At 68.2% G+C, this 25,719-nt stretch carries 25 protein-coding genes; 12 read left to right on the forward strand and 13 right to left on the reverse strand.

Going from position 1 to position 25,719, the window contains the following annotated elements; translation table 11 throughout:
* Positions 1-76: 76 nt before the first annotated feature.
* The 5 genes from ACIA58_RS15730 to ACIA58_RS15750 are packed head-to-tail and all read right to left on the reverse strand — an operon-like array spanning position 77 to position 5,632.
* Entirely contained in the window at positions 77-1,195 is a 1,119-nt protein-coding gene (locus tag ACIA58_RS15730) for an ABC transporter ATP-binding protein (RefSeq protein WP_396404347.1), read from the reverse strand.
* Positions 1,196-1,210: 15 nt separating this feature from the next.
* Entirely contained in the window at positions 1,211-2,104 is an 894-nt protein-coding gene (locus ACIA58_RS15735) for a carbohydrate ABC transporter permease (RefSeq protein ID WP_396404348.1), read from the reverse strand.
* Positions 2,101-3,006, reverse strand: a complete 906-nt coding sequence (locus tag ACIA58_RS15740) for a carbohydrate ABC transporter permease (RefSeq protein WP_396404349.1) — start codon at positions 3,004-3,006, stop codon at positions 2,101-2,103. The genes ACIA58_RS15735 and ACIA58_RS15740 overlap by 4 nt, the downstream gene beginning before the upstream one ends.
* 2 nt (positions 3,007-3,008) lie before the next feature.
* Positions 3,009-4,334 (reverse strand): extracellular solute-binding protein, encoded by a 1,326-nt coding sequence (locus ACIA58_RS15745; protein ID WP_396404350.1) that lies wholly within the window; start codon positions 4,332-4,334, stop codon positions 3,009-3,011.
* Positions 4,301-5,632, reverse strand: a complete 1,332-nt coding sequence (locus ACIA58_RS15750; RefSeq protein ID WP_396404351.1) for a hypothetical protein — start codon at positions 5,630-5,632, stop codon at positions 4,301-4,303. The genes ACIA58_RS15745 and ACIA58_RS15750 overlap by 34 nt, the downstream gene beginning before the upstream one ends.
* 167 nt (positions 5,633-5,799) lie before the next feature.
* Here ACIA58_RS15750 and ACIA58_RS15755 point away from each other — a divergent pair, with 167 nt between their 5' ends.
* Positions 5,800-6,681, forward strand: coding sequence for an NAD-dependent epimerase/dehydratase family protein (locus ACIA58_RS15755; protein ID WP_396404352.1), 882 nt, complete (start codon positions 5,800-5,802; stop codon positions 6,679-6,681).
* Positions 6,682-6,965: 284 nt separating this feature from the next.
* Here the strand turns inward: ACIA58_RS15755 and dusB are convergent, their stop codons facing one another.
* The 4 genes from dusB to ACIA58_RS15775 form a co-directional block, all read right to left on the reverse strand.
* Entirely contained in the window at positions 6,966-8,087 is a 1,122-nt protein-coding gene (dusB, locus tag ACIA58_RS15760) for a tRNA dihydrouridine synthase DusB (protein ID WP_396404353.1), read from the reverse strand.
* The gene (locus ACIA58_RS15765) at positions 8,087-8,779 is read right to left on the reverse strand and encodes a hypothetical protein (RefSeq protein WP_396404354.1); all 693 of its coding nucleotides are present in this window, start codon (positions 8,777-8,779) and stop codon (positions 8,087-8,089) included. Before ACIA58_RS15765 ends, dusB begins: the two co-directional genes overlap by 1 nt.
* A 2-nt stretch (positions 8,780-8,781) precedes the next feature.
* Entirely contained in the window at positions 8,782-10,167 is a 1,386-nt protein-coding gene (locus ACIA58_RS15770; RefSeq protein ID WP_396404355.1) for a glycine--tRNA ligase, read from the reverse strand.
* Between the two features lie 81 nt (positions 10,168-10,248).
* On the reverse strand, positions 10,249-10,530 hold the full coding sequence (locus tag ACIA58_RS15775) for an antibiotic biosynthesis monooxygenase family protein (RefSeq protein ID WP_396404356.1): 282 nt from the start codon (positions 10,528-10,530) through the stop codon (positions 10,249-10,251).
* A 76-nt stretch (positions 10,531-10,606) separates the two neighbouring features.
* Here ACIA58_RS15775 and ACIA58_RS15780 point away from each other — a divergent pair, with 76 nt between their 5' ends.
* From ACIA58_RS15780 to ACIA58_RS15790, 3 genes are read left to right on the forward strand one after another with little or no spacing between them, the layout of a single operon-like run.
* Entirely contained in the window at positions 10,607-13,570 is a 2,964-nt protein-coding gene (locus tag ACIA58_RS15780; RefSeq protein WP_396404357.1) for an ATP-binding protein, read from the forward strand.
* 40 nt (positions 13,571-13,610) lie between these two features.
* Positions 13,611-14,714: a class I SAM-dependent methyltransferase gene (locus tag ACIA58_RS15785; protein ID WP_396404358.1), complete on the forward strand. Its 1,104-nt coding sequence runs from the start codon at positions 13,611-13,613 to the stop codon at positions 14,712-14,714.
* Between the two features lie 30 nt (positions 14,715-14,744).
* Entirely contained in the window at positions 14,745-15,056 is a 312-nt protein-coding gene (locus tag ACIA58_RS15790; RefSeq protein WP_396404359.1) for a DUF6703 family protein, read from the forward strand.
* Here ACIA58_RS15790 and ACIA58_RS15795 read toward each other — a convergent pair whose 3' ends face one another.
* The gene (locus ACIA58_RS15795; RefSeq protein WP_396404360.1) at positions 15,057-15,599 is read right to left on the reverse strand and encodes a TetR/AcrR family transcriptional regulator; all 543 of its coding nucleotides are present in this window, start codon (positions 15,597-15,599) and stop codon (positions 15,057-15,059) included.
* Positions 15,600-15,696: 97 nt separating this feature from the next.
* Between ACIA58_RS15795 and ACIA58_RS15800 the strand changes: the two genes are divergently transcribed.
* Positions 15,697-16,917, forward strand: a complete 1,221-nt coding sequence (locus tag ACIA58_RS15800) for an FAD-dependent monooxygenase (RefSeq protein ID WP_396404361.1) — start codon at positions 15,697-15,699, stop codon at positions 16,915-16,917.
* Here ACIA58_RS15800 and eboE read toward each other — a convergent pair.
* Entirely contained in the window at positions 16,873-18,015 is a 1,143-nt protein-coding gene (gene eboE / locus ACIA58_RS15805) for a metabolite traffic protein EboE (protein ID WP_396404362.1), read from the reverse strand. The two genes, ACIA58_RS15800 and eboE, sit on opposite strands and share 45 nt — an antisense overlap.
* 108 nt (positions 18,016-18,123) lie before the next feature.
* On the reverse strand, positions 18,124-19,410 hold the full coding sequence (locus ACIA58_RS15810; protein ID WP_396404363.1) for a YibE/F family protein: 1,287 nt from the start codon (positions 19,408-19,410) through the stop codon (positions 18,124-18,126).
* 52 nt (positions 19,411-19,462) lie between these two features.
* Between ACIA58_RS15810 and ACIA58_RS15815 the strand changes: the two genes are divergently transcribed.
* From ACIA58_RS15815 to ACIA58_RS15845, 7 genes are all read left to right on the forward strand, one after another.
* Complete coding sequence (locus tag ACIA58_RS15815) at positions 19,463-20,401, forward strand: metal ABC transporter substrate-binding protein (protein WP_396404364.1); 939 nt, start codon at positions 19,463-19,465, stop codon at positions 20,399-20,401.
* Positions 20,398-21,153 (forward strand): metal ABC transporter ATP-binding protein, encoded by a 756-nt coding sequence (locus tag ACIA58_RS15820; protein ID WP_396404365.1) that lies wholly within the window; start codon positions 20,398-20,400, stop codon positions 21,151-21,153. Before ACIA58_RS15815 ends, ACIA58_RS15820 begins: the two co-directional genes overlap by 4 nt.
* A complete protein-coding gene (locus tag ACIA58_RS15825) occupies positions 21,150-22,154 on the forward strand; it encodes a metal ABC transporter permease (RefSeq protein WP_396404366.1) in 1,005 nt (334 codons plus the stop codon). The genes ACIA58_RS15820 and ACIA58_RS15825 overlap by 4 nt, the downstream gene beginning before the upstream one ends.
* Before the next feature lie 54 nt (positions 22,155-22,208).
* Positions 22,209-22,601, forward strand: coding sequence for a Fur family transcriptional regulator (locus ACIA58_RS15830; RefSeq protein WP_396404367.1), 393 nt, complete (start codon positions 22,209-22,211; stop codon positions 22,599-22,601).
* Positions 22,602-22,649: 48 nt separating this feature from the next.
* Positions 22,650-23,126: a MerR family transcriptional regulator gene (locus ACIA58_RS15835; protein WP_396404368.1), complete on the forward strand. Its 477-nt coding sequence runs from the start codon at positions 22,650-22,652 to the stop codon at positions 23,124-23,126.
* Positions 23,127-23,185: 59 nt separating this feature from the next.
* Entirely contained in the window at positions 23,186-24,160 is a 975-nt protein-coding gene (locus tag ACIA58_RS15840) for an aldo/keto reductase (RefSeq protein ID WP_396404369.1), read from the forward strand.
* A gap of 81 nt (positions 24,161-24,241) precedes the next feature.
* Entirely contained in the window at positions 24,242-24,736 is a 495-nt protein-coding gene (locus ACIA58_RS15845) for a GNAT family N-acetyltransferase (RefSeq protein ID WP_396404370.1), read from the forward strand.
* On the opposite strand, the gene ACIA58_RS15850 is transcribed toward ACIA58_RS15845, so the two are convergent.
* Positions 24,722-25,669 carry a sigma-70 family RNA polymerase sigma factor gene (locus ACIA58_RS15850; RefSeq protein ID WP_396404371.1) on the reverse strand — a complete coding sequence of 316 codons (948 nt, stop codon included), beginning with the start codon at positions 25,667-25,669 and terminating at the stop codon, positions 24,722-24,724. The genes ACIA58_RS15845 and ACIA58_RS15850 overlap by 15 nt on opposite strands.
* Positions 25,670-25,719 lie beyond the last annotated feature (50 nt).

Below are 25,719 nucleotides of genomic sequence, written 5' to 3' on the forward strand. Positions count from 1 at the left end.
GGGCGGGCGGATCGGGGCGATCAGTCGGGGCGGGCTCGGTCCGGTCGGGTGGGTGGGTGGGTGGGTTCGGGGCGGGTCAGTTTTGGGGGTGGGGGGTTGGGGGGTGTAGGGCGGTGCCGTTGGTGGGGTTGAAGAGGTGTTGGCGGTTGGGGTTGAAGCCGACGTACACCGTGCTGTCGTGGCCGAGGCGGAAGGGGGTGGGGACGCGGGCTTTGATCAGTTCGCCTTCTATCCGGACGGTGACGAGGACGTCGGGGCCGAGCGGCTCGGATACGAAGACCTTTCCGGGATGATGGCCCTGGACCGGGGTGGTGGACAGCGTGATGTCCTCAGGCCGGATCCCCAGGACAACCCTGCGGTCGGCGGGTGCGGCGCCGGGCAGTCCAGCGCCGGCGGGGTCGCTGAGCGGGAGGGTGATGGCGGCGCTGCGGAAGGTTCGGGTGCCGTTGGTGTCGGCTAGTTCGCCGGTGATGAAGTTCATCGGGGGTGAGCCCATGAACGAGGCGACGAAGCGGTTGGCGGGGCGTTCGTAGATCTCTTCCGGGGTTGCGCATTGCTGGACGACGCCGTCGCGCATGACCGCGATTCGGTCGGACATCGTCATTGCCTCGACCTGGTCGTGGGTCACGTAGATGAAGGTCCGCGCGACGTCCACGTGCAGCCGCTTGATCTCCGCCCGCATCAGCACCCGCAACTGGGCGTCGAGATTGGAGAGCGGCTCGTCGAGCAGGTACGCGCCGGCCTCACGAACGATCGCCCGGCCGAGCGCGACTCGTTGCCGTTGGCCACCGGACAGCTCGCGCGGCTTGCGTTCGAGCAGGTCCTCGATGTCCAGCGTCCGTGCCGCCTGCAGCACCTGCTCGGCGATCGTTGCCTTAGGCACTCGCATCATCTTCAGCGCGAACCCGATGTTCTGCCGGACCGTCTTGTGCGGATACAGCGCATAGCTCTGGAACACCATCGACACGTCGCGCTTGTTGGCCGGCAGCCAGCTGACCGGTTTGCCGTCGAAGAAGATGTGGCCCTCGGTTGCCCGTTCCAGCCCGCAGATCATTCGTAGGGTTGTCGACTTTCCACAACCGGACGGTCCGACCAGCGTGAGGAACTCCTGGTCCTCGACGGTCAGGTTGAGGTCGTCCACCGCGGTCTTGCCGCCGAACGACTTGGTGACGCCTTCCAAACGCACTTCTGCCATTTGTCTCGGACCTCCTCAGCCCTTCACGGATCCGGCGGCCATGCCCTGCACCAGCTTGCGCTGGAAGAGCAGGGCCAGCACCAGGGGCGGCACGACCGCGAGCACACCGGCCGCGGCCATCACGGTGAACTGGGTGTTGAAGTCGGTGGCGAAATTCGCCGCCACCACCGGAATCGTCTTCGCCGCTTTCGTGCTGGTCAGGAACAGCGCGAACATGAACTCGTTCCACGCGGTCATGAACGCGAACACCGCGGCCGCGACCAGCCCCGGCGCCGCGACCGGCAAGAACACCGTCCACATCGTCCGGAACCACCCGCACCGATCGACGCGCGCCGCTTCCTCCAATTCCCGCGGTACGGACCGGAAGAAGTCTTTGAGAATCCAGATCGTGATCGGCAACGCGAACGTCGTGTACGACAGGATCAGCGCGAGGTAGGTGTCCAGCAGCCCGAACGACCGCATCAGCAAGTAGAACGGGATGATGATCGCGATCCCCGGCACCATCCGGGTCAGCAGGTACAGCACGAGCAGCACCTGACTCCCCCGGAACTTCAACCGCGAGAACGAGTACGCCGCGAACGTCGCCAGCACCAGGTTCAGCACTGCGGTCGACGTCGCCACGATCAGGCTGTTCCGCAAGGAGTACGGCGTCTCGGATACGGCCCGCCCGCCGACCAGCTGCTGTGCCGCGTTCGGGCGGATGAAGCCGAGGTAGTTCTCCAGCGTCGGGCGGATCGGAATCCAATGCGGAGGCACCGAGATCGCGTCCACCTCATGCATGAAACTCATTGCGACAATCCAGTAGAACGGCAACACGAGATAGAGCGCGAAAGCGATCGCCAGCACATACAGAACGATCTTCTTCCACGGAATCCGGTACTTGATGGGGATCTTCACTGCGGTGCTCATACCTCGAAGTTCCCCTTTCGGTAGAGCAGGCCGATATAGCCGACTGAGATGAGCAGTGTGATGGCGGTGATCACCCAGGCGTAGGCGCTGCCGAGGCCGAAGTCGGTGAAGGTGAGGACGGTCTGGACGTCGAGGAGCGCGATCGTGGTGGTCGCGTCGCCGGGGCCGCCGCCGGTGAGGACGTAGATGGTGTCGAAGGCGCGGAACGCGTTCATCGTCTCGAGGATGAGGACGATGAGGAGCGGATGAAGGAGCCAGGGCAGCGTGACCTGGGTGAAGCGCCGCCAGGCGCCGGCGCGGTCGACGGTCGCGGCGTCGTACAGCTCTGATGGGATTGTTGACAATCCTGCCAGCAGAATGATGACCGAGAACGGGAGGGTGTTCCACACCTGGGCGAGCGCGGTGAAGAGGAACGCGCCGGTGCCCGAGGTCAGCCAGGCGTGGTAGTCGTCGATCAGCCCGAGCTGTTGCAGCAGGCCGTTCAGTGCGCCGGTCTTCGCGTCGAAGATGGTCCGCCACATCAGGCCGTTCACCACCCCGGGCATTGCCCAGGGCAACAAAGCGAGGCTGAGCAGCAGACCTCGACCGTGGAACCTTTCGTTGAGCACTAGCGCCAGGATCAGCGCGAGTACGACGGTCAGCCCGAGGACGACGACCACGAACAACGCGGAGACCTTCAACGCGGACAGGAAAGCGTGATCGGTGAGCAGCGACTTGTAGTTGTCGAAGCCGATGAACCGCTTGGCCCGTGGCCGTTTCAGGTTGTTCTTCTGCAGACTGACGTAGAACGAGTACCCGATCGGATAGGCGACCAGCAGGGCGATCACGACCATCGCCGGGGCGTTCAGCGCCCAGGCCTTGGCGTTGTCGCCCAGCGGCCGGCGTTCGGTGAGCACCGTCATGCTCAGGAGTACTTCTTCTTGAGCGTGCCCGCGGTCTGCGCGAGCGAGTCGACTGCGGCGCCCGGCTGCGTCTGATTGCTCAGCACACCCTGGACGACCTTGTGCATCTCGGTCTCGAACTCGGTGTACCAGGGCACGCCGAGCACGTTCCGCGGCTTCGCGATCTCGGCGAGGTGCGAGTAGATCGCCGGGTCGGCGAACTTCTTCAGCGCCGCGGTGATTGTCGGATCGTCGACCATCGACTTGTAGGCAAAACCGAGTCCGCGTTGCAGGAACCAGAACTTCGCCGTGTACGGCTGCTTCTTGTCGTCGTACCCGCCGAGGTACGTGAGCAGCTTGAACGCGTTGTCCTTGACCTCGGTGTCCTTGGCCAGCCCGTACATCCGGGTGTTGCTGACCGTCGCGTGCTCCTTGCCGTCCAGGCTCGGTACGAGCGCCATCCGGATCTTGCCCGCCGCCTTCGACTTCGCCGGGTCGTTGTAGTCGCGGCTGGCGTACCGCGCGCCGATCGTGTACGCGTACCGGTTCGCCTTCATCGCGTTGTCGACCGGGACCGGCAGCAACTGCAGCGACGCCGGATCGATCACCTTCGACTTCGTCGCGGCCTGCTGCAGCCAGGCGAACACGTCCTTGGTGACCGTGTCGGAGGTGTTCATGATCGGGTTCTGCTGGTCGTCGAACATGTTGCCGCCGCTGCCGAACACGAGCGCCCACACCCACGACCACCAGGTGTCGGACAGCTGCGCGGGCAGACCGATCGGGTACTGCAGCAGGCCGGCGTTCTTGATCTTCAGCGCCTGCGCCTCGAGCTCCTCCAGACTGGCAGGCGCCTTGGTGATCCCGGCCTTGGCGAGGATCCCGCTGTTGTACGTCAGGCAGTTCGCGTCGGTGTAGTACGGCAGGCCGTAGCGCTTGCCCTGGTACGTCATCGCTTGCGCGTTGCCGGGGTAGATGGCGGAGTACACCTCGTCGACACCGGGCAGGCCGTCGAGCGGTTGCAGGTACTCGCCTTCGACCCAGGCCGCCAGCGAGTCGTCGTACACGTAGAGCGCGTCGGCCCCGCCGCCACCGGTGAACTCGGCAACGACCTTCTGGACGTACTGCGCACTCGTGATCGGGGTGTAGTTGACCTTGATGTTGCTGGCCTTGGTGAAGTTGTCGAGGTTCTGCTGAACCAGTGCGGCCTCGTAGTCCCAGCCTTCGAACTTCACACTGCCGTCGCCGGAACCACTCCCGTTCTTGGAGTCGTTCGAGCAGGCGGACAGCAGGGCCGGGCCGGCCAGTCCGAGACCGGTCAGCTTGAGGATGTGGCGGCGGGTGAGCTCCATGGTTGTGCCTCCAACGCTTGGGCGATGCGCAGTCGGTACAGACGCGTCGGGCGTCCTTTGGGGTGGTGCTGGGCGGTGCCCTCGACGCTCACCAGGCCGCCGGCGTCGAGGGTGCGGATCAGCCGTCGTCCGCTCTGATCCGTGATGCCGAGATGACCGGCAAGCTCTCCAGGCGAGAGCGTGCGGCCTTGTAGTTCGTGGTCCAGCGCCGCCAGCCGGGAGACCGTGGTGGCGCTCAGACCGACGTACTTCGCGAGTTGTTCGACCTCTTCGCCGTGTTCGCGGTACGAGAACCGGAGTGCCTCGCCGGCCGGCCCCATCGGGCCGATGACGACGCCGCTGTCCTCGAACAAGTACGCGCAGGGTTCTTCGGAGAGCTCGGCGCGCGCGGCCGCCTGCTCGGCGAGCAGGACGCAGTTCCGCGCCGACACCCCGACCCCGAACCCGGCCGAGATCTGCGCACCGAGCGCAGCGGCGGCCTCGGCGAGCGCGGGTACGGCGACCCAGTTGCGGGTGATGCGCTCGAACAACGCCTTGTGGGCGAAGACGACCACACCGCGGCGCCCGCGGTTCTCGATCCAGGCGCCGGCGAACTCCGGGGTGTTGAGCAGGTGATTCATCAGACCGATCCGGGCGCGTTCCTCGTCCGCGGACTGCTCGATCAGGAAGACGCCGGCGGCGAAGCGTTGCGCACTGGCCCGCTCGGACTCGATCCGTAGAGCGAGCTCGTGCAGTTCGGTGCGGATCGTCGCCGGGACCGGCATGCCGCTCATGATCGGGATCTGCCCGTGGAGCTGCTCGCGGACCGCCGCGCGCACGCTGATCACATAACTGCGATCGCCGAACCGGCGGTACGCCGCGCGGTGGAAGTCGACGATCTCGTCCACGCTCTGGGTCGGTGCGTAGGGCAAGCAGTCGATCTGGTCCTGGTCGAGGTCCAGCGCGGTCGCGACGGCCTCGACCGCCTCGGCCGGAAACGTGTCGATGCTGACCGGCGTACGACCCCAGCCGCGTTCCTGGGCGCGGTACAGGGCGAGCGTCAGGTCGAGCGCCGACGAGCGGATCACGCCGACCGGCAGACCGGGCGGCAGCAGTTCGCGGCTCGCCGTGTACGGGACCGGACCGGCGAGGAAGCCGTCGAGTCGCGTCGTACTCAGGAACTCCGCGACCTTGTCCCGGATCTCGTCCTCGTGGTCGTAGCTGACCCACTCGAGATCCACACCGCCGAGCGTGCGCGCCGCGTCGTGGAACAGCTCGTGATGGGTCACGTGGGTGACGACCCCGATCACGATGTCCACGACACTCCTTTACGAACTGCGTTCGGCTCTGCTCATTTACGAACTATGTTCGGAAGTGACTCGTAAATCCAATGCCGTCAAAGGTCCCCCGATTCCGGGGGTCAGGTCAAGGGATCGTGCGTGATTCGTTCAAGCCGCGACCGTCGTACCGGTCTAGCGTCGCGGCCATGATTCTCGTCACCGGTGGGCTCGGCATGATCGGCGCCCACACCGCCCGTGCCCTTCTCGACCTCGGGCAGGAGGTCGTCGTCACCTCGCACCGGCGTACCGATCCACCGTCGTTCCTTGACGGCAAGGTCGTCGTGGAGCAGCTCGACGTCACCGACCGGGCCGCGTTCCTCGCCCTCGGGGAGCGTCACGACATCAGCGACATCGTGCATCTGGCCGGCTCGATCCCCGGTGAGGATCCGGTCGCGTACTTCCGCCACGAACTGGCCGGATTGCTCAACGCATTGGATGCTGCGCGGACGTGGGGTGTACGCCGGTTCGCCGTCGCGAGCAGCCTCGGCGTGTACATCGGGCAGGACGAAAGCCCTTGGCACGAAGGGATGGCGCTACCGACCGCCGACCTCCCGCACCTGATCGTCGCCTTCAAGAAGGCTGTCGAACCCGTGACGACGCACAGCCTCGCCGGAACCGGCATCCAGCCGATCGTCCTCCGGATCGGCTCGACCTGGGGCCCGCTGATGGACCCGGAGTCGATCTTCAGCCCGATTCCGCCGTACGTGAGCGCCGTACTCCGTGGCGAAACCCCCACTCCCCTGCCGGCCGACGCCGGCGGCGACTGGTGCTACGCGCCCGACATGGGCCGCGCGATCGCCTCCCTGGTCAGCGCAGGCACCCTCAACCACACCACCTACAACGTCTCCAGCGGCAAGCCGTTCGTGTACGGCGAAGCGGCCGGCCGGCTCGCTGTCGAGCCCGGCGGCGAGACCAGCCCGCACCTCGACATCACCCGCCTGACCAGGGAGACCGGCTTCACCCCCAGCTTCACTTTCCCCGAAGCCGTCGCCCACTACATCACCTGGCGCTCCATCAACGCCCGCTGAAAAGCCCGCCCATGCTCGACCCAACCATCCGCCGCGTCCTCGACGGCGCTGCATGCACAGCCCGACCTCGCGCCACAAATGGGGAGCTGAGACAAGCAAGAGTGACTGAGAACAAGCAATAGCCTGTCTCCAGTCACCATCTCTTGTCTCCAGCGACGGAGCGGGCGGGCGGAGCGGGCGGCGGCGGGCGGCGGGCGGCGGGCGGCGGGCGGCGGGCGGCGGAGCGGGCGGCGGCGGAGCGGGCGGCGGGCGGCGGAGCGGGCGGCGGCGGAGCGGCGGGCGGGTTAGCCGCCGGAGATGCCTATCTCGGCGTCGGCGAGGTCGGCGGACAGGCCGTCTGTGTCGTCCAGCCAGCCTTGTGGGAGGACGATGTGGTCGCGGGGGCTGCCTTGGCGGCCTCGGGGGGCGCCTAGTTCGGCGACCGGGAAGGGGACGGTGGGATCCAGCTGGGCCAGTAGTTCGTCCAGGTGGGCCAGGGTGTCGACCATGCCGAGTGCGGCGCGAAGTTCGCCGCCGGCGGGGAAGCCTTTGAGGTACCACGGGACGTGTTTGCGGAAGTCGCGAAGGCCCCGTTGCTCGCCCATCAGTTCGGCGAGGAGTTCCGCGTGGCGGCGCATGACAACGGCTACCTCGCCCAGCGACGGCAGGTTCAACGCTTCCTCGCCGGCGAACGCGGCGGCGAGGTCGCGGAAGAGCCAGGGGCGGCCGAGACAACCCCGGCCGACGATCACGCCGGCGCAACCGGTCTCGGCGACCATCCGGAGCGCGTCGCCCGCCTCCCAGATGTCGCCGTTGCCGAGCACCGGGATGTCCACGTGGGCGACCAGCTCGGCGATCTTCGTCCAGTCCGCCTGACCGGAGTACGCCTGCGCCGCAGTACGCCCGTGCAGCCCGATCGCCGCCGCGCCGGAGTCCGACGCGATCCGGCCGGCATCCAGATAAGTCTGGTGATCCGCGTCGATCCCGATTCGGGTCTTCATCGTCACGGGTATGCCGTACGGCGTCGCCGCATGCACCGCGGAGCGGAGGATCGCGCCGAGCAGGTTCCGCTTCCAGGGCAGGGCCGCGCCGCCGCCCTTGCGCGTCACCTTCGGCACCGGGCAGCCGAAGTTCAGGTCGATGTGCGCGACACCGTAGGCGTCGCAGAGAATCTGCACAGCGCGGCCGATGTAGACCGGGTCGACGCCGTACAACTGCACCGACCGCACCGTCTCACGCGCGTCGAACGTCAGCATGTCGAGCGACTTCTGGTCGCCCTCGACGATGCCGCGCGAGGTGATCATCTCGCACACGTACAGCCCGGCGCCCTGCTCGGCGCACAGGCGCCGGTACGCCGCGTTGGTGATGCCGGCCATCGGCGCCAGCACCACGGGCGTGTCGATCGTGAGCCCACCCAGCTGCAACATCAGGCCTTCGCCACCAGCACCTGTCCGTTGCCGGAAACCTGTGCTTTGTAAGGCTGTACGGCGTTCGCGGTCGTCGTCACGTCGCACGCGATCCCCGCGTCGGCAGTCTTGACCACGGCAACATCATCCATCGTGCAGGTCACCTTCGCCGCGTCGGTGACCGACCGCTGCACGGCGTCGACGACCTTCGCGCGAACGATCGGTACCGACGCCGAGGTGAACTTGTACGACGCGGAGTACTGCTTCGCGTCGACCGTCAAGGTGCCCCCGTACGACTTCCCGGCGTACGTGACGGTGCAGGTGAGCTCGTGCTTGCCGGCCGTCTCGACCTTGTCGATGCCGGGGCACTTGACCGTCGTCGTGGCTGCCTTGCCGGCCGCGATCTGCGCCTGCTTGGAGATCGCGAAGGTGATGCGTGAAGCCAGCGGCGCATCGCCGGCCGGCTCGCCGGTCACCTTCGGCGTCGGCCACGGCTTGGACGGCGTCGGCAGCGGGGTCAGCGAAGGCGTGGAAGCGCTGGGGATCGGGGCGCTCGACGGCGGCGCAGTCGACGAAGAAGACGAGCCGGACGCAGACGGCGAGTTCCCGGCCGCAGGCTTGTCGTCCGAACAAGCGGACAACAAGAAGACAGCCAGAGCGGACAGCCCGAAAACGGCCAGCCCGAAGCGCACCCGATCCCGCGACAGCTTCATCGTCAGCAACCCACCAGGTGCTGGGCGAGATAGCCGGTCACCTCGGCGAGCGCGACCCGCTCCTGCTTCATCGAGTCCCGCTCCCGGATCGTCACGGCGTGGTCCTCGAGCGTGTCGAAGTCGACGGTGATGCAGTACGGCGTACCGATCTCGTCCTGGCGGCGGTAGCGCCGCCCGATCGCACCGGCGTCGTCGAAGTCCACGTTCCAGTTCGCGCGCAGCTCGGCGGCGAGGTCGCGCGCCTTCGGCGACAGGTCCGCGTTGCGGGACAACGGCAGTACGGCGGCCTTGACCGGGGCGAGTCGCGGGTCGAAGCGCAGCACCGTCCGCTTGTCGACACCGCCCTTGGCGTTCGGCGCCTCGTCCTCGGTGTAGGCGTCGAGGAGGAACGCGAGCACGTTGCGGGTCAGGCCGGCCGCGGGCTCGATCACGTACGGCGTCCAGCGCTCGCCCTTCTCCTGGTCGAAGTACGACAGGTCGGCGCCGGAGTGCTTGGAGTGCGTGGACAGGTCGAAGTCGGTGCGGTTCGCGATGCCTTCGAGCTCGTCGAACTCCTTGCCGCCGAAGTTGAACCGGTACTCGATGTCGACGGTGCGCTTGGAGTAGTGGCTCAGCTTCTCCTTCGGGTGCTCGTAGAAGCGCATGTTGTCCGGGTTGAGGCCGAGGCCGGTGTACCAGTCCCAGCGAGCCTTCAGCCAGTACTCGTGCCAGTCCTCGTCCGAGCCGGGCTCGACGAAGAACTCCATCTCCATCTGCTCGAACTCGCGGGTCCGGAAGATGAAGTTGCCCGGGGTGATCTCGTTGCGGAAGCTCTTACCGATCTGGGCGATGCCGAACGGCGGCTTCTTCCGGGCGGTGCCCATCACGTTCGCGAAGTTGATGAAGATGCCCTGCGCGGTCTCCGGGCGGAGGTAGTGCAGGCCCTCCTCGGACTCGACCGGGCCGAGGTAGGTCTTGAGCAGGCCGTTGAACATCCGCGGCTCGGTGAAGGTGGCCTTGTTGCCGCAGTTCGGGCAGGCGATCTCGGCCAGCTTGACGTCGTCGACGTCCTTGTTCTTCCGGCGGGCGAAGTCCTCGCGGAGGTGGTCGTCGCGGAAGCGCTTGTGGCAGGACTGGCACTCGGTCAGTGGGTCGACGAACTCGGACAGGTGCCCGGACGCCTCCCACACCTTGGTCGGCAGGATCACCGAGGAGTCCAGCCCGACGATGTCGTCGCGGCCGGTCACCATCGTCCGCCACCACTGGGTCCGGACGTTGTTCTTCAGCTCGACCCCGAGCGGTCCGTAGTCCCAGGCCGACTTGGTCCCGCCGTAGATCTCGCCGCAGGGATACACGAAGCCCCTCCGCTTGCTGAGGCTGACGACGGCATCGACGGTTTCCACGGGCACTTTTCGACTCCAGAACGGGCACAGGTGAAGCTACGGAAAGGTCCAGGCTATCGGTCCGGGGTGGCCCTCATCGAATCCGTGTCAGGTCAGCAAATCCTCGTACGCCGTCGGCTCGTCGATCGCCTCCGACAACAACGGCACCGCGGCCACTTTCACGTCGTACGGCGAGAGCGCCCGGCGGTAACTGCCCACGTTCACGAATTCCAGGTCCAGCGCCAGCAACTCCGGGTCGTCCACGTTGCGCCCGACCCGGGCCGAAACGAACCCCTTCTGCTGCGACAGCACGTCGACGGCAGCCTTCACCCGCTCCGCGAACTCGCCCTGCGAGGACTCCGCCACCCGGAACCTGATCACCACGAACACGCCGCTCACCTTACGTGACGCGCACGGACGCCGATCAGCACTTCCCCCCGGGCGGCCGCCGCCGCACAGTGTCGGTATGCCCGAGCGTGTCGTCGGCCGGCAACGGGAGCTCGGCACTCTCGCCGGCCTGCTGGACGAGGTCGAGCGCGGCCGTGGCCAGGGCGCGCTCCTGATCGGCGACGCCGGCATCGGGAAGTCGACCACGGCGGCGGCCTTCGCGGACACTGCCCGCGAGCGCGGGTACGCCGTCGCGTGGGGCCGCTGCCCGGAAACCGAGACCCTGCCGTACTGGCCCTGGCGGCAGGCGTTCCGCGCCCTCGGCCTCACGACGGCCTTGCCGGACGACCCAGGCACCGGGCGCACCACAGTCTTCGCGGAGGTCGCCGATCAGCTCGCCGCAGCAACCGCCGAGCGCCCCGCGGTGATCATCCTGGAGGACGTCCACCTCGCCGACGGACCGGCACTCGCCCTTCTGCGCTTCGCCGTCGGCCTCGTGCCCGAACTCCGTTGTCTCCTGGTCGTCACCAGCCGTGACAACGCCGTGGACGTGGGGGAACCAGCCGCCGAGGCCCTCCGCGCCCTGCCGCCGTACTTCGTCCGGCTGCCGCTCACCGGGCTGGACCGCGCCTCGACCGGCGAGCTGGTCACACAGATCCTCGGGACCGGTCCAGACGCCCAGTACGCCGACGCCGTCCACGCACGGACCGCCGGCAACCCGTTCTTCGTCCAGGAGCTCGCCCGCCTGCACGCAGCCCGCGGTACGACGTCAACCGAGACACCGACCGGCGTACGCCAGGTGCTGGAACGCCGCCTCGCCCGCTTGAACCAGTCCGCGTACGACGTCCTCGCAACAGCCGCCGTACTCGGTGACGACGTGGACGTCGACCTACTCGCCGCAGTGGAGGAGTCGAGCACAGCTGCGGTCCTCGCAGTACTCGGTGAGGCGGTCGGAGCCCGCTTGGCCGACGTCGACGGGAGTCTGGTTCGCTTCGCGCACTCCCTCGTTCGGGAGGTCGTCTACTCGGGGCTCGGCGTCCTGCAGCGTTCCGAGCTGCATCTGCGGGCCGCGCAACTCCTGGCCGACCGCCAAGACTCCGACGCTGGCCAGATCGCGGCCCACTACCGCAGTGCGGTCGGTCAGCCGGATGCAGTCGAGCGCTCGCACGAGTTCGCCCTGTTCGCAGCTCGCGCGGCTCAGCGCCGGTCGGGCTACGAACAGGCAGTGCGGTTCTACCGCTGGGCGGACCTCGACGATCCGACGGTACGACTGGAGCTAGGTGAGGCTCAGGTGCTGGCGGGCGAGCTGGCCGCCGGCCGGGACACGCTGCGGGCCGTGGCGCGAGAGACGACGGATCCCCGAACGGTCGCGAGAGCAGTGCTGGGGATGGGCGGTGGGGTCGGCGGGTTCGAGGTGGACCTTACGGACAGCGAGCAGACCGAATTGCTGGCGCGCGTCGTACCGCTGCTGCCGGACGATGCGTTGAAGGCCGCGTCGGTCGCACGCCTAGCGCTGGGACGCACTCTGACCGACCACGGGGACGGACCGCGACAGCTGGCCGACGAGGCGGTTCGACTGGCTCGGGTTGCTGGAGACGTCCGGGCCGAGGTCGCAGCGTTGGCAGTGTGGTGCGACGTGTTCTCCGGGCCCGACTACATCGCTGAGCGGGCGGCCGCGGCGGAGCGCATGCTGGCGATCGCCACCGGCGACCTGGCGCTGGTTCTGCTGGCTCGTCGGTTGCTGGTGGTCGCTCTGCTCGAGCAAGGCCGGTTCGCGGAGGCCGACGTGCAGATGGCCGCGTACGCCCGCGCCGTACTCCCCCTCCGGCTTCCGCTCTACAGCTGGTTAGTGCCGATCTGGCAGGGCATGCGCGCACTGATGACCGGCCGGCTCGGCGAGGTGGAGACCTGTATCGACCAGGCCACCCGGCTCGCCGACGACGCGGACAGCCTCAACGCGCGCCTCATGGTGTTTGCGCTGCGCGCCGCACACGCCGACACGACCGGCACGCTCAGCCAGCTGTTGCCGTACGTCGAATCGGTGATCGCGCCATTTGGCGACAATCCGATGGTCGACGGTCCGTCCGCGTACTACCTCGCCCGGGCCGGTGCGACCGGGCAAGCCCGTGGCATCATCCGGCGTCGGGCCAGTCACGGCCTGGACGCGATCGCCAAGGACTCTGAGTGGCTGGAAGCCGTCGTCTTCTTCGGCGAGGCGGCTGAGGTGCTGGAGGACGACGAGGCGGCGCGGCTCGCGTACGACGCGCTCACGCCGTACTGCGATCTCTGGGTGATCGACGGGATCGGCGGTGCCTGTCTGGGCAACGTGTCCTTGTTCCTTGGTCGACTGGCTGCACAGCTCGGACAGCCCGAGGCACGCCGGCTGTTGGAGACCGCACTGGACGCGCACCGGGCCGTCGGAGCGCAGACGCTGGTCGCAGTGACGGAGAAAGCCCTGGCCGAGCTGGGCGCCGCCCCTGTCCGTACGGCGACCGACTCAGGCGAGCTGCGCCACATCGGCACGACGTGGGAGGTCACCTGGCGTGGCGTCACCGCCCACGTGCCGGACTCCAAGGGGATTCGCGACCTCGCCACCCTGCTGGTACGGCCGCGTACTCCGGTGAGTGTCCTCGACCTGTCCGGTCCCGGACGCGTCCAGGGCGCCGATCTGGGACCGATGCTCGACGACCAGGCGCGGACTGCCTATCGCGAACGGCTGCGCGACCTGGAGGAGGACCTCAGCGAGGCAGAGGCCGGCAACGACCTGGCGCGCGCAGAACAGGTCCGTGCCGAGCGGGACTTCCTCGCCCGCGAGCTGGCCGGTGCCCTCGGCCTGGGCGGTCGGGCCCGGTCCGCGGGCGACCCGGTGGAACGCAGCCGGAAGGCGGTCTCGATGCGGATCGGCGTTGCGGTGAAGGCGATCGAGCAGATCCACCCCGCGCTCGGCCGGCACCTGCGGGTGTCCATCCGCACCGGCCGCCAGTGCGTCTACGAACCCGAGGACGACGTCACCTGGCATTGTCAGGTCAGACCTGGCGCCTGAGTGAGTGAAGGCAGTTCCTACTCAGCAACAGGAGAGCGGCATGACTACGACAGACATGACTACGACAGCCAACGCAGATCCGGCGGCCGCTGAGGCCCTGCTCGGACGGATGTTCGGTGCGGCGCTCGGTGCGGCCGAGCTGTTCACGATCTACCTCGGCGACCGGCACGGCATCTACCAGGCGATCGGCGAGAGCGGTCCGATCACCGCGGCCGAGCTGGCCGAGCGGACCGGTGTCGACCACCGCTATCTGGTCGAATGGCTGCAGTCACAGGCGATCAGCGGGCTGCTCACCATCGACGGCACCGAGGTCTGGACGGACCGGTTCGACCTGGCGCCAGGGGTTCGCGAGGCCCTGCTCGAGCCCACAAGCCCATTCTTCGCGGGCGGTCTGGCTGCCATCGCACCCGCAGTCGGCCGGGCGTTCCCCCAACTGGTCGAGGCGTTCCGCACCGGTGCCGGAGTGCCTTACACGGCGTACGGCGAAGAGGCGGTCGCCGCTCAGGAGGCGCTGAACCGGCCTGCGTACGTCAACTCACTCGTAGCCGATTGGGTCCCGGCCGTGCCCGGCCTGCACGATCTGCTGTCCAAGGGCGCCCGCGTCGCGGATCTGGGGACAGGCGCCGGCTGGTCGGCGATCGAGCTGGCCAAGGCGTACCCCGCGGTGCGAGTCGACGGCTACGACAGCGACGAGGACTCGATCACCCGCGCCAGGCACAACGCTGCCGAGCACGGCGTGGCGGACCGGGTCGACTTCGAGGTTCGCGACATCACCGCGGTCGCGGCAGGCGGTACGCAGTACGACGTGGTGACGTTCTTCGAGTGCCTGCACGACTTCGCGCACCCGGTCGAGGCGCTGACTGCGGCACGGACAGCCCTGGCGCCGGGCGGTTCGGTGATCGTCATGGACGAGCGGACCGACGAGGTGTTGTCGGCGCCGGGTGACGAGGTGCAGCGGTTCCTGGCTGCGGCCAGCACCGTCTGGTGCACACCACAGGGTCTCGTCGACGAGGACTCCGACGTGGTCGGGGCCATGATGCGGCCGGCTCAGTTGCGGCACCTGGCGGAGCACGCAGGCTTCGGCACGGTCGACGTACTGCCGATCGAGCACCCGTTCTGGCGCTTCTACCGGCTCGACCCCTGACCACTACCCATAGCCTGGAACAATGGTCCAATGAGTTCCCCCAGCGGCGGTCAGCCGGTCAGCTCGATGCGGCAGCGCCTGACCAAGATCAGCTACCCGTATGTCGCGAAGCTGCACGCCGCCCCGAAGCTGACGCTGCCCGGGATCACCTTGGTGCTCGCACTGGCCGGAGTGTTCGCTCCGGTGGTGGTGGCGGTGCCTGCGCTGGTGCTCCTCGCTCTGCTGCTGGGGTGGCTGGCGTTCCTGTCGTGGCCGGCCGTCACCGGCGGGCCGAAGTTCCTGCGGGTGTTCTCGATCATTCTGATCCTGTTCTTCGCGGTGTCGCGGATCGCGAACGGCTGATCAGGGTCGGCCGAGGCTGTCGTACGCAGCCTCGACCGCGGCCTCCCGCAGTTCCGCGACCGGCGCGTGGTCGAGCATCACCGCGCAGTCGGACAGGCCGCCGAGCGCGACCATGCAGCGCACCACGTCGGACAGCGACGGCTCGGTGCCGATCAGGAGCGTCGCCAGCGTCCCGCGCCACTCGATGAACCGGTCCGCCAGGTTGAGTTCGTGCAGCACCGAGAGGTCGCGGATCGCGAGCTGGATCAGCTTGCGGTGGCGGTAGGCGAGGTCGAAGTACGAGCCGAGGAGCTCGCGCGGCGCGATCGGCGCGGCGGCCTGCTGCGCGGCGGCGTACGCCTCGAAGTCGGCGATCATCGGCTCGACCAGGCTGTTCAGCAGGTCCTCGCGGGACGCGAAGTGGTAGTACAACGCCGGCTTGGTGACCCCGAGCCGGTCCGCGATGTCGCGCAGGCTGGTCTGCTGCAGCCCCTGCTCGGCGAACAGCTCCAGCGCGGCCTGCTGGATCCGCGCCCGGGTGTCCCCGGTCCGTTGTCTCGGCATACTCCGAAGATTAACTGACCTTCCGGTAAGTAAGCCATTGACAATGTCCACGCCTTTGCTTACCTTCCGTTAAGTAAGCAAACGTCAGGGAGTCGCCATGAAGGTTCTGATCTCGGGCGCGAGCGTCGCCGGTCCGGTGCTCGCCCACTGGCTGCACCGCAACGGTTTCGAGCCGACGATCATCGAGCGCACACCCGAACTGCGGCACGGCCTCGGCGGCCACGCCGTCGACCTGTTCAGCTCGGCCGCCGAGGTGACCCGCTGGATGGGCTGCTGGGACGCGATCGACGCGGCCCGGACCCGGATCGAGGCGATGACGATCGAGCGGTTCGGCCGGCCGCCGGTCGAGGTCGACCTCAGCCGGATGTACGCCGGCATCTCGAGCAGCCACGTGGAGATCCTCCGCGGCGAGCTGACGAGGATCCTGTACGACGCCACGCGCGGCACGGCCGAGTACGTCTTCGGCGACTCGATCGCGAGCCTGCACGACGACGGGAACGGTGTGGACGTCACGTTCGACTCCGGCACCGAGCGACGCTTCGACCTGGTCATCGGCGCCGACGGCCTGCATTCGAACGTACGCCGGCTCGCGTTCGGCCCGGAGGAACCGCTGCGTCGCTGGCTCGGCGGTTACCTCGCCGTCTTCTCGATGCCGGACATCTTCGACGTCGGCAACCACACGCTCGCGCACATGTCGGTCGACAAGCTCGTCGGGATCTACGGCGTCCACCAGACCGGCCAGACGCGCAGCGGCTTCTTCTTCCGGACACCGCAGGAGCTGCGGTACGACTACCGCGACAAGGACGAGCAGAAAGCCTTGCTGGTCAAGGAGTTCAGCAACTACGGCTGGAAGGCGCCGCAACTGCTGGAGCACCTGGAGTCGGCGGAGGACTTCTATTTCGACTCGATCGCACAGATCACCCTGGACACCTGGACCAGCGGGCGAATCGGACTGGTCGGAGATGCGGGCTACTGCCCGGGACCGGCCGTTGGTGGCGGTACGAGTCTGGCGGTCGTGACGGCATACGTCCTGGCGCGTGAGTTGGCGGCGGCCCGGAGCGATCTGGTGTCCGGACTGAAGAACTACGAGCGGATCATCCGGCCGTTGGTCGAGTCGAGTCGGCGGATCGGTCCGAAGTTGATGGGCACGATCATCCCGGGCAGCCCACTGGCCCTGCGGTTGATGCCGTTTGCCGCCGCGGCGCTTCCGAAGCTGCCGACCTCGGTGCAGCGCTTCATCTGGTCGCAGAACGCAGTAGGCAAAACCCTGAGCTCAGTGGACCTCCTCCAGCCCGAGGTCGGTCAGCCGGTCGCGTAGCCACGCCAGCTCCTTGGTGATCCGTTTAGGCATGGACTGTCGACCACGCGGCCACACGTAGACCTCTGACTCCAGGTGGTGCGTCAGCGGATGGCCTCCACCGACCAGTCTGGTCAAACAGTCGTCGAGTACGCCGGTTGTCACGCTCAACTGATCCGGTGCCGCACTGTGGGCCGGCAGGTGGGCGTGCATCCGCCAGGCCGCGTGCCCGGACAGCTGGTACGCCTGCGTCACGTCATCCACGCCCGGCCCGCCCCACTCACGCACCTGCCGCAGGTACTTCGGTGCGCCGAGCTGACCCATCACATAGCGACCGGCCGCGTCCGACGGGTCCACCAGCGTCGGCGCCACGGACAACTGGCCTTTGACCACATCGACTCCGGCTCGCCACAGCATCTGGAACACGTCGGCCGGGTCCTCGAACTGGACGGCCAGATGGCATGCGTCCAATCCCAGTCCGATCCGCGACGCCCCGCCGTACGGACTGGAGTAGCGGTCCAGCCAGGCAGCGGCCTGGCCGACCATCTCGAGCACGCAGCCCGGCTCGGTGTCGACGGAGAGCCGGATCGTCCGGCCGGTTCTGGTTTCGGTCCGGGCGAGGTGCTGCTCGACCCGGTCGAACGCCTCGCGCGCGACCCGGCTGCGCGCCTTCGACCACGGCACGCGCCAGGCGAGCGGCACGGTCGAGATCGATCCGTACGACGCGTCCGCCGGAAGCAGCTCGGCCAGGACATCGACCAGGTCGAGGGTGTAGCGAAGCCGCTCCGGGTCGGTCCAATCGGGGCAGTACAGCTTGGTGCCGACAACCTTCTCGGTGAACCGCGAGTGCGGCGTCCCGTTCAGGGTGACGACCTCGAGCCGATTGCGCTGCAACGCTCTGCGGAGCTTGCTCAGCGAGGACGGCGAGTTCGCCAGCCGGTCGGCCAGCCGGTGCGGGAACCACAGCCCGACCCCGAGCACAGGTACGCCGAGTGCCGCACGGACCGACCCCGCACAGTCGTCGAGACCAGCGATCAGCTCGTCGAGCTCACCGGCCGGGTGCACGGTCGCGCAGTACCCCAGATGGACGGTCGAACCGTCCCGATGACGGAATCTCATCAGCACTCCTCACCCCGTACAGCCACCGAAGGTAATCGCGGGCGGACCCTCCGTGACCTATCTGCACTGTAGAAGCCTGACGGCCCGGGTGGAAGGGCTGATTTTCGGTCAGAGCCGCTCTGCGTCGGCAACCAACTCGCGGGAGCGGTCCGCGACGGCCATCGCGGCGAGGGCGGTGGTGAGCGGGACGGCAGCGATGATGCCGAGGCTGCCGACCAGGCCGCGGACGACCTCCATCGCGACCGACTCCGTGGACAGGACAGCCCGGCCCGGGAGGCCCTGGATCGCGAAGACCAGCAGCACCGGCAGCGCGGCGCCGGCGTACGCGAGGACGAGCGTGTTGACCACGGATGCGACGTGGGTACGGCCGATGCGCAGGCCGGCACTGACCAGCTCCCGGCGATTGGCAGACGGGTTCGCCGCCGACAACTCCCAGACGGCGGCGGCCTGGGTGACGGTGACGTCGTCGAGCACGCCGAGGGCGCCGATCACCATGCCGGCGACCAGCAACCCGGTCAGGTCGATGTCGGGCACCATCGTCTTGGCGCCGGACGCCCCTTCGGACGCCAGCCCGCTCAGCTGGCAGAACTTCGTGAAGAACCAGCCCAGCAGCACCGTCAGCCCGAGCGCGGCAACCGTCCCGGACAACGCGATCGAACTCTCCGCATTGATCCCGTGCGTGAGGAACAACGCGATCGCCATGATCACCGTGCCGCCGACGACCGCGACCAGCAGCGCGTTCTCGCCTCTGAGGATCGCCGGGAGGATGAACTGCGTCAGCATCACCGCCGTCACCGCCAGCGCGATCAGGGCGGCGAAACCCCGCCAGCGCGACAGTGCGACGACCGCCACCGCGAACAGTCCGGCCAGCAGCAGCAACGACTTGGTCCGGTCGTGGTCGACGTACGAGTAGCGTCCGTCAAGCGTCTGCGCCTTGCCGTCGATGCCGAGCATGAGCGACTGCCCGACCTTGACCGGGATCGGGGTCTGGTTCGCAGTCGGGACCTCGATCGGCACCGTCTTGCCCTTGTCGGGGCCGCTGGTGAGCTTGACCGTGGCCTCGTCACATTGCTGCCCTTGCTCCTTCCCGGTGCAGGCCTTGATCGCGATGACCTCGGCGCGGGCTGTCTCGGTCTGGTACGACGCGACCTTCACGTCGCCGGCGGGCCACATCACGATCATCCCGACAACGGCGGCCACGATCAGCGGGATCAGCACCGCCGCGACCACGATCCGCACCCGCCGGGCCACGATCGCGTCGGAGTTCACCACCGAGGTGTCGACCACATGGTCGCCGTGCCCGTGCCCATGCCCGTGGCCCGAGGGAATTTCCAGCTTCCGGCGCCGGTTGCTGCGGTGGTCTGCGCGTCGGCGCCCGACGGTACGGCTGGCCATCGTGTGACTCCCTGTTTTGACAACCAGTTCCAATTAAATGAAAATGATTGTCATGAGATCTGGTCTTCGAGCTATTGTCGCTGGTGCCACCGCGCTGGCCGCACTCGCCCTGGCCGGCTGCGGCGGCTCGTCGGCCACCGGCGCCGGCAACGGCAAGCTCGACGTCGTGACCTCGTTCTATCCGCTCGAGTTCATCGCCCGAACGGTGGGCGGCGACGCCGTGAACGTGACCACCCTGACCGCACCGGGCGTCGAGCCGCACGACCTCGAGCTCACCCCCAAGCAGGTCGGTTCGATCGCGACCGCGAAGCTCGTCGTCTACGAGAAGGACCTCCAGCCGGCCGTCGGCGAGGCCGTCGACCAGAACGCGAAGGACGCCGGCTTCGACATCTCCCCGGCCGCCCAGCTCGAGGCCACCGGCGCGGACTTCGAGGAGCACGGCGTGGTCCCGGCCGCGCACAAGGAGAACGCGCTCGACCCGCACTTCTGGCTCGACCCGGTGCGGTACGGCGAGGTCGTGAAGGCGATCGAGGAGAAGCTCGTCAGCCTCGACAGTGCCAACGCCACGGGGTACCACGAGCGCGCCAAGGCCCTGCTCGCGCAGATCGGCAAGCTCGACACGGAGTACAGGACCGGTCTGGCCGACTGCACGCTGGACACGTTCGTGACAAGTCATCAGGCGTTCGCCTACCTGGCGAAGCGATACGGTCTGACGATGGTCGGGATCGCGGGGTTCACCCCGGACGCGGAGCCGACGCCGTCCCGGATCAAAGAGGTCCAGGACATCGTGTCGGCCCAGCACGTGACGACCATCTTCTACGAGGAGCTGGTCAGCCCGAAGGTGGCCGAGACGATCGCGAACGACGTCGGCGTGAAGACCGCCGTACTGAGCCCGATCGAGGGCCTGTCGGACTCCAACTCCAAGGAAACCTACCTGACCCTCATGCAGCAGAACCTGCAAGAGCTCCGGACGGCGAACGGCTGCAAATGACACCAGAAGACTCCCCCAGGGCCGTCCAGGTCGCCGATCTCTCGGTGGACCTCGGCGGTCGTCTCGTGCTCCGGGGTATCGATCTGCGGATCCGGCAGGGCGAGGTGGTCGCCGTGCTCGGGACCAACGGGTCCGGCAAGTCCACGCTGATCAAGACCATCGTCGGTCTGCTGCCCGCGGCCCGCGGTGAGGTCCGGTTGTTCGGGACGCCGGTCCCCCGCTTCCGCCAGTGGCGCCGGGTCGGGTACGTCCCGCAGCGCATCACCGCGGCCGGCGGCGTGCCCGCGACGGTGTACGAGGTGGTCTCGTCCGGCCTGCTGTCGAAGCGGCGGATGTTCAGCCCGCTCGGGGCAGCCGGCAAGCAGGCCATCGAGCGGGCCCTGGAGGTCGTCGACATGGCCGACCGGCGCAAGGACGCGGTCGCCGAGCTGTCCGGCGGGCAGCAGCAGCGCGTCCTGATCGCCCGGGCGCTGGTGTCCGACCCGGAGTTGCTGATCCTCGACGAGCCGACCGCCGGGGTGGATCTGGCCAGCCAGCAGATCTTCGCCGACGCCATCCGGGAGCGCGTCACGGCCGGTACGACGGTGGTGATGGTCAGCCATGACCTCGGCCCCATGGACGCGCTGATCGACCGCTCGGTCGTCATGCGCCGCGGCCGGATCGTGTACGACGGCCCGCCGCACGCCTCGCAGACCCACGCCCACGTCCACCACTCGCACACCGACGACGTACCGGGGTGGATGCCCTCATGAGCATGTTCGAGCTGGAGTTCATGCAGCGGGCACTGATCGCCGGACTGCTGACGGGCCTCTCCGCCCCAGCCATCGGGACCTACTTGGTGCAGCGGCGGCTGTCGCTGATGGGCGACGGCATCGGCCACATCGCCATCACCGGGGTCGCGCTGGGTCTGCTCACCGGGAGCGCTCCGGTTCTCACGGCCGTGCTCGTGTCCATCGCCGGTGCGACGGCGATCGAGCTGGTCCGGGCCCGCGGGAAGGCGACTGGTGACGTAGCGCTCGCCCTGATGTTCTACGGCGGTATTGCCGGCGGTGTGCTCCTCATCGGGCTGGCCGGTCAGGGCGCGGCCACTCTGAACACCTATCTGTTCGGTTCACTCACCACGGTGTCGCAGAGCGACCTGTACGTCGTCGTCGGCCTGGCGGTGGCCGTTCTGGTCGTGGCGATCGGTCTGGGTCCGCAGCTGTTCGCGGTGTGCCAGGACGAGGAGTTCGCCCGTACGACGGGGCTCCGGGTGCAGCTGCTCAACCTGGTGATCGCGGTGATGGCTGCGGTGACTGTGACCGTGGCGATGCGGACCGTGGGACTGCTGCTGGTCAGTGCGCTGATGGTGGTCCCGGTAGCGACGGCGCAGCAGGTGACGCGGTCGTTCCGCAGTACCTTCGTCACGGCGTGTGTGATCGGTGTGCTGGCCTGCCTGGCCGGCATCGTCACCTCGTACAACGCGAACGTGGCTCCCGGTGCGACCATCGTGGTGCTGGCGCTGGCCGGGTTCGTGGTGGCGGCCACGGTCGGCACGCTGCTCCGGCGGCGGTCCGGGCGGGCCCGGCCACTCGCCGACGAGGAGCCGGAGATCGGAGTACCGGCTCCTGAGCCGCATGTGGTGAGCGCCGGTCACCCCCACGCGCACACCCCCGCCTGCGGGCACAAGAAGGTCGAGCACGGCGACCATGTGGACTACGTGCACGACGGCCACCTGCACGCGGCACACGGGGATCACTGGGATGAGCACTGACACTTGCTGACTTCTGAGAGAATTGGGCGTGGTGACGACATGACAGGAGGAACGGTGGCCATCGGAACACGCTCGACCCGTCAGCGCGCGGCGGTCGCGCAAGCGCTCGACAAGCTCGACGAATTCCGCACCGCCCAGGAGATCCACCAGGACCTCCGCTCCGCCGGTGAGAACGTCGGCCTGACCACCGTCTACCGCACCCTGCAGGCGCTCGCGGACTCCAGCGAGGTCGACGTACTGCGCAACGCCGACGGCGAGACGGCGTACCGGCGCTGCTCGAAGGGACACCACCATCACCTGGTCTGCCGCAACTGCGGCCGGACCGTCGAGGTCGAGGGACCGGCCGTGGAGCGGTGGGCCGACAAGGTCGCCGCCGAGCACGGCTACGCCGACATCAGCCACACCCTGGAGATCTTCGGCACCTGCGCCGAGTGCCAGAAGGTCTGATCTTCAGGGTTTGCCTTTGAGCGCGCTCTAAGGCGTACGGTCGTAGACATGAACGCGACCGAGCTGCTCACGGACCGCCGTGCCGCCATCGCGGCCCACCACCCGGAGCTGGAGCCGATCGACCCGGATCTGCTCTGTCTGCTCGAGCTCCCGGACGATCTGCCCGAGCAGCTGTCCATCGCCGAGGCCGCCGAGCTCACCGGCCTCACCGCCCACACCCTGCGGTACTACGAGCGGATCGGGCTGCTCGAGGTACGCCGGGACGAGGCCGGGTACCGCAGCTACGACCGGCGGGCGATGGCGCGGATCGTGTTCATCAGCAGGCTGCGTGCCTCCGGCATGCCGATCGGCACGCTCAGCCACTACCTGGCACTGGTGCTCGAGGGCGACCACACCGCACCCCAGCGGCTCGCCCTGATGCAGGAGCACCGCGACAGGATCCGCCGGCAGCTGCGTGATCTGCAGCTCGCCCTCGCGGTGACCGACTACAAGATCGACGTGTACGGCGGCACCGCCACTCCGTAACTTTCCTCGCTCAACCCGGGGACCCGGGCGGAGCCATGCCATTTTTCAGGGAGATTCTGATGAAACTGGGTACTCAAGGCGCCGAGGTCAGCCGGCTCGGACTCGGCTGTATGGGAATGAGCTTCGCGTACGGCGCTGCCGACGACAACGAGTCCGTCGCGACCCTGCACCGCGCGCTCGACCTCGGCATCACGTTCCTCGACACCGCCGACATGTACGGCTTCGGCGCCAACGAGGAGCTGGTCGGGGCGGCGATCGCCGACCGCCGGGACGAGGTCTTCCTGGCGACGAAGTTCGGGATCACCGGCGATGGCCGCGACTCGTCGAAGCGCGGTATCAGCGGGTCGCCGGAGTACGTCCGGTCCGCGATCGACGCGTCGCTGCAGCGGCTCGGCGTCGACCACGTCGACCTCTATTACCAGCACCGCGTGGATCCCGGGGTGCCGGTCGAGGAGACGGTCGGGGCGATGGCCTCGCTGGTCGAGGCCGGCAAGGTTCGCTACCTCGGGTTGTCCGAGGCGTCGGCGGAGACGATCCGCCGGGCGCACGCCGTCCACCCGATCACCGCGGTGCAGAGCGAGTGGTCGCTGTTCAGCCGGGACATCGAGGAGTCGGTGCTGCCGGCCTGCCGCGAGCTCGGCATCGGGGTGGTGCCGTACTCGCCGCTGGGGCGCGGGATGCTGACCGGCGCGCTGCCGTCGGAGCTTTCGGCCGACGACTTCCGCCGTACCCTGCCGCGCTTCTCCGGTGACAACCTCGACGCGAACCTCGCGCTGGTCGACGAGATCCGCTCGGTGGCCGCGCGGCACGACGCCACGCCGGGGCAGGTCGCCCTCGCCTGGGTGCTTGCACAGGGCAACGACGTGGCGCCGATCCCGGGGACGAAGCGGCGCAAGTACCTGGAGGAGAACGCCGCGGCGCTGGAGCTGGAGCTGGACGCGGCGGACCTCGACACACTGTCGAAGCTGACCCCGGCCGGTAACCGCTACCCGGACATGAACTGGGTCGCCGGGCAGACGGCCCCGCAGGGCTGATAAACTGACCGCAGTAAGCCTTCCGTACCGGACTCTTCCGGCGGGAGGCTTTTCTGCGTTCTGATCCAGTTGAGGAGACCCATGTCTGATCTTGTGGTGCGTCGCGTCCAGCCTTCCGACCGGCCCGTGATGGAGCGGTTCTGGCTGATGTTCCGCCACGACTTGTCCGAGTTCCAGGGCCAGTTGCCGCGACCCGACGGCAGCTACCGCACCGAGTGGCTGGAGAAGGTCCTGACCGAGGACCCGGAGTGGGCGGGGTACCTGATCGCGCAAGGCGAGAACCCGGTCGGCTTCTGCTTCATGCGTGCGCTGCAGCAGCCGGTGCACGTGCTGAACGCGTTCTTCATGGTGCGTCCGGTCCGCCGCAACGGTCTGGGACTCCGGGCGGTCCAGGAGGTGCTGTCGAACCACCCGGGGCCGTGCGACGTCGCCTTCCAGGGCAACAACGAGAAGGCGGTCCGGTTCTGGCAGCGGGTCGCGACCGAGATCTCCGGCGACGGGTGGACGCAGGAGGAGCGACCCATCGCCGGCAAGCCCGACGCCACACCCGACCTGTGGATCTCATTCAAGGTCTAGCGGCAGACCGAAGTACTCGAAGAGGCTCTGGTCGAAGAACGTGATGTTGTGCGTGATCCCGGTCCTGGCGACGGCGAAGACCTGCAGGCTGTGGGCGCGGTAGTGCCCGTCGTCGGCGCGCGCGTAGGCGCCGACGGCGGGCTGGTCGTTCGCCATCGTGGTCACCATTCGCCAGGCCGGGCCGCGCATCGCGTAGACGCGCTCGATGAATGCGCCGTACGCGTCGCGTCCCACGAGCCACAGCGGCGCCGGCGGCATCTCGAGCACGACCCGCTCGGCGAGCAGCCGGCTGAGGCCTTGTACGTCGGCCGACTCGAAGGCTCGCACGTAGTCGTCGACGATCTGCTTGATTTCCTTGTCGCTGGGCTCGTCGACGTCGTCCTCTTTGACATCAACCTCGGCCAGGCGTGCCCGGGCGCGCTGGAGCGCGCTGTTCACCGACGCCGGGGTGGTCTCCAGCGCCTCCGCGACATCGGCCGCGGACCAGTCCAGGACGTCCCGCAGTACCAGGACCGCCCGCTGCCGGGCGGGCAGGTACTGCATCGCGGCCACCAGCGCGAGCCGCAGACTCCCCCGGGCCTCCAGCGCCCCGGCCGGATCGCCGGTCGTCGGGAACGGCTGCAGCCATGGCACGTCCAGCGCCGGCTCGATCGGCGCCTGCGCGTCGGTCGTCGCTCCCACCAGCCCTGACGGCAGCGCGCGCCGCCCGCGCCCTTTCAGCGCGGTCAGGCAGGCGTTGGTCGCGATGCGGTACAGCCAGGTCCGGAGCGAGGCGCGCTCGGCGTCGTACGTGTCGATCGCCCGCCACGCGCGCAGCATCGTCTCCTGGACCAGATCCTCCGCGTCGTGCACCGACCCGAGCATGCGGTAACAGTGCGCGAGCAGTTCCCGCCGGTACGGCGCCACACGCTGGTCGAAATCGTCACGGTCCACGGCGAGAGCCTTCCACTGATCGGGGTCTGTGGAAGTACGTACCGCGGCGC

The organism is Kribbella sp. NPDC051586 (assembly GCF_044453965.1).
GTDB lineage: Bacteria > Actinomycetota > Actinomycetes > Propionibacteriales > Kribbellaceae > Kribbella.

Bases quoted from the DNA above. Each gene is read 5' to 3' on its own strand.
- ACIA58_RS15730 (WP_396404347.1), bottom strand. From the start codon at position 1,195: ATGGCAGAAGTGCGTTTGGAAGGCGTCACCAAGTCGTTCGGCGGCAAG.
- ACIA58_RS15735 (WP_396404348.1), bottom strand. From the start codon at position 2,104: ATGAGCACCGCAGTGAAGATCCCCATCAAGTACCGGATTCCGTGGAAG.
- ACIA58_RS15740 (WP_396404349.1), bottom strand. From the start codon at position 3,006: ATGACGGTGCTCACCGAACGCCGGCCGCTGGGCGACAACGCCAAGGCC.
- ACIA58_RS15745 (WP_396404350.1), bottom strand. From the start codon at position 4,334: ATGGAGCTCACCCGCCGCCACATCCTCAAGCTGACCGGTCTCGGACTG.
- ACIA58_RS15755 (WP_396404352.1), top strand. From the start codon at position 5,800: ATGATTCTCGTCACCGGTGGGCTCGGCATGATCGGCGCCCACACCGCC.
- dusB (WP_396404353.1), bottom strand. From the start codon at position 8,087: ATGTTGCAGCTGGGTGGGCTCACGATCGACACGCCCGTGGTGCTGGCG.
- ACIA58_RS15765 (WP_396404354.1), bottom strand. From the start codon at position 8,779: ATGAAGCTGTCGCGGGATCGGGTGCGCTTCGGGCTGGCCGTTTTCGGG.
- ACIA58_RS15780 (WP_396404357.1), top strand. From the start codon at position 10,607: ATGCCCGAGCGTGTCGTCGGCCGGCAACGGGAGCTCGGCACTCTCGCC.
- ACIA58_RS15785 (WP_396404358.1), top strand. From the start codon at position 13,611: ATGACTACGACAGACATGACTACGACAGCCAACGCAGATCCGGCGGCC.
- ACIA58_RS15790 (WP_396404359.1), top strand. From the start codon at position 14,745: ATGAGTTCCCCCAGCGGCGGTCAGCCGGTCAGCTCGATGCGGCAGCGC.
- ACIA58_RS15795 (WP_396404360.1), bottom strand. From the start codon at position 15,599: ATGCCGAGACAACGGACCGGGGACACCCGGGCGCGGATCCAGCAGGCC.
- ACIA58_RS15800 (WP_396404361.1), top strand. From the start codon at position 15,697: ATGAAGGTTCTGATCTCGGGCGCGAGCGTCGCCGGTCCGGTGCTCGCC.
- eboE (WP_396404362.1), bottom strand. From the start codon at position 18,015: ATGAGATTCCGTCATCGGGACGGTTCGACCGTCCATCTGGGGTACTGC.
- ACIA58_RS15810 (WP_396404363.1), bottom strand. From the start codon at position 19,410: ATGGCCAGCCGTACCGTCGGGCGCCGACGCGCAGACCACCGCAGCAAC.
- ACIA58_RS15815 (WP_396404364.1), top strand. From the start codon at position 19,463: ATGAGATCTGGTCTTCGAGCTATTGTCGCTGGTGCCACCGCGCTGGCC.
- ACIA58_RS15820 (WP_396404365.1), top strand. From the start codon at position 20,398: ATGACACCAGAAGACTCCCCCAGGGCCGTCCAGGTCGCCGATCTCTCG.
- ACIA58_RS15825 (WP_396404366.1), top strand. From the start codon at position 21,150: ATGAGCATGTTCGAGCTGGAGTTCATGCAGCGGGCACTGATCGCCGGA.
- ACIA58_RS15835 (WP_396404368.1), top strand. From the start codon at position 22,650: ATGAACGCGACCGAGCTGCTCACGGACCGCCGTGCCGCCATCGCGGCC.
- ACIA58_RS15840 (WP_396404369.1), top strand. From the start codon at position 23,186: ATGAAACTGGGTACTCAAGGCGCCGAGGTCAGCCGGCTCGGACTCGGC.
- ACIA58_RS15845 (WP_396404370.1), top strand. From the start codon at position 24,242: ATGTCTGATCTTGTGGTGCGTCGCGTCCAGCCTTCCGACCGGCCCGTG.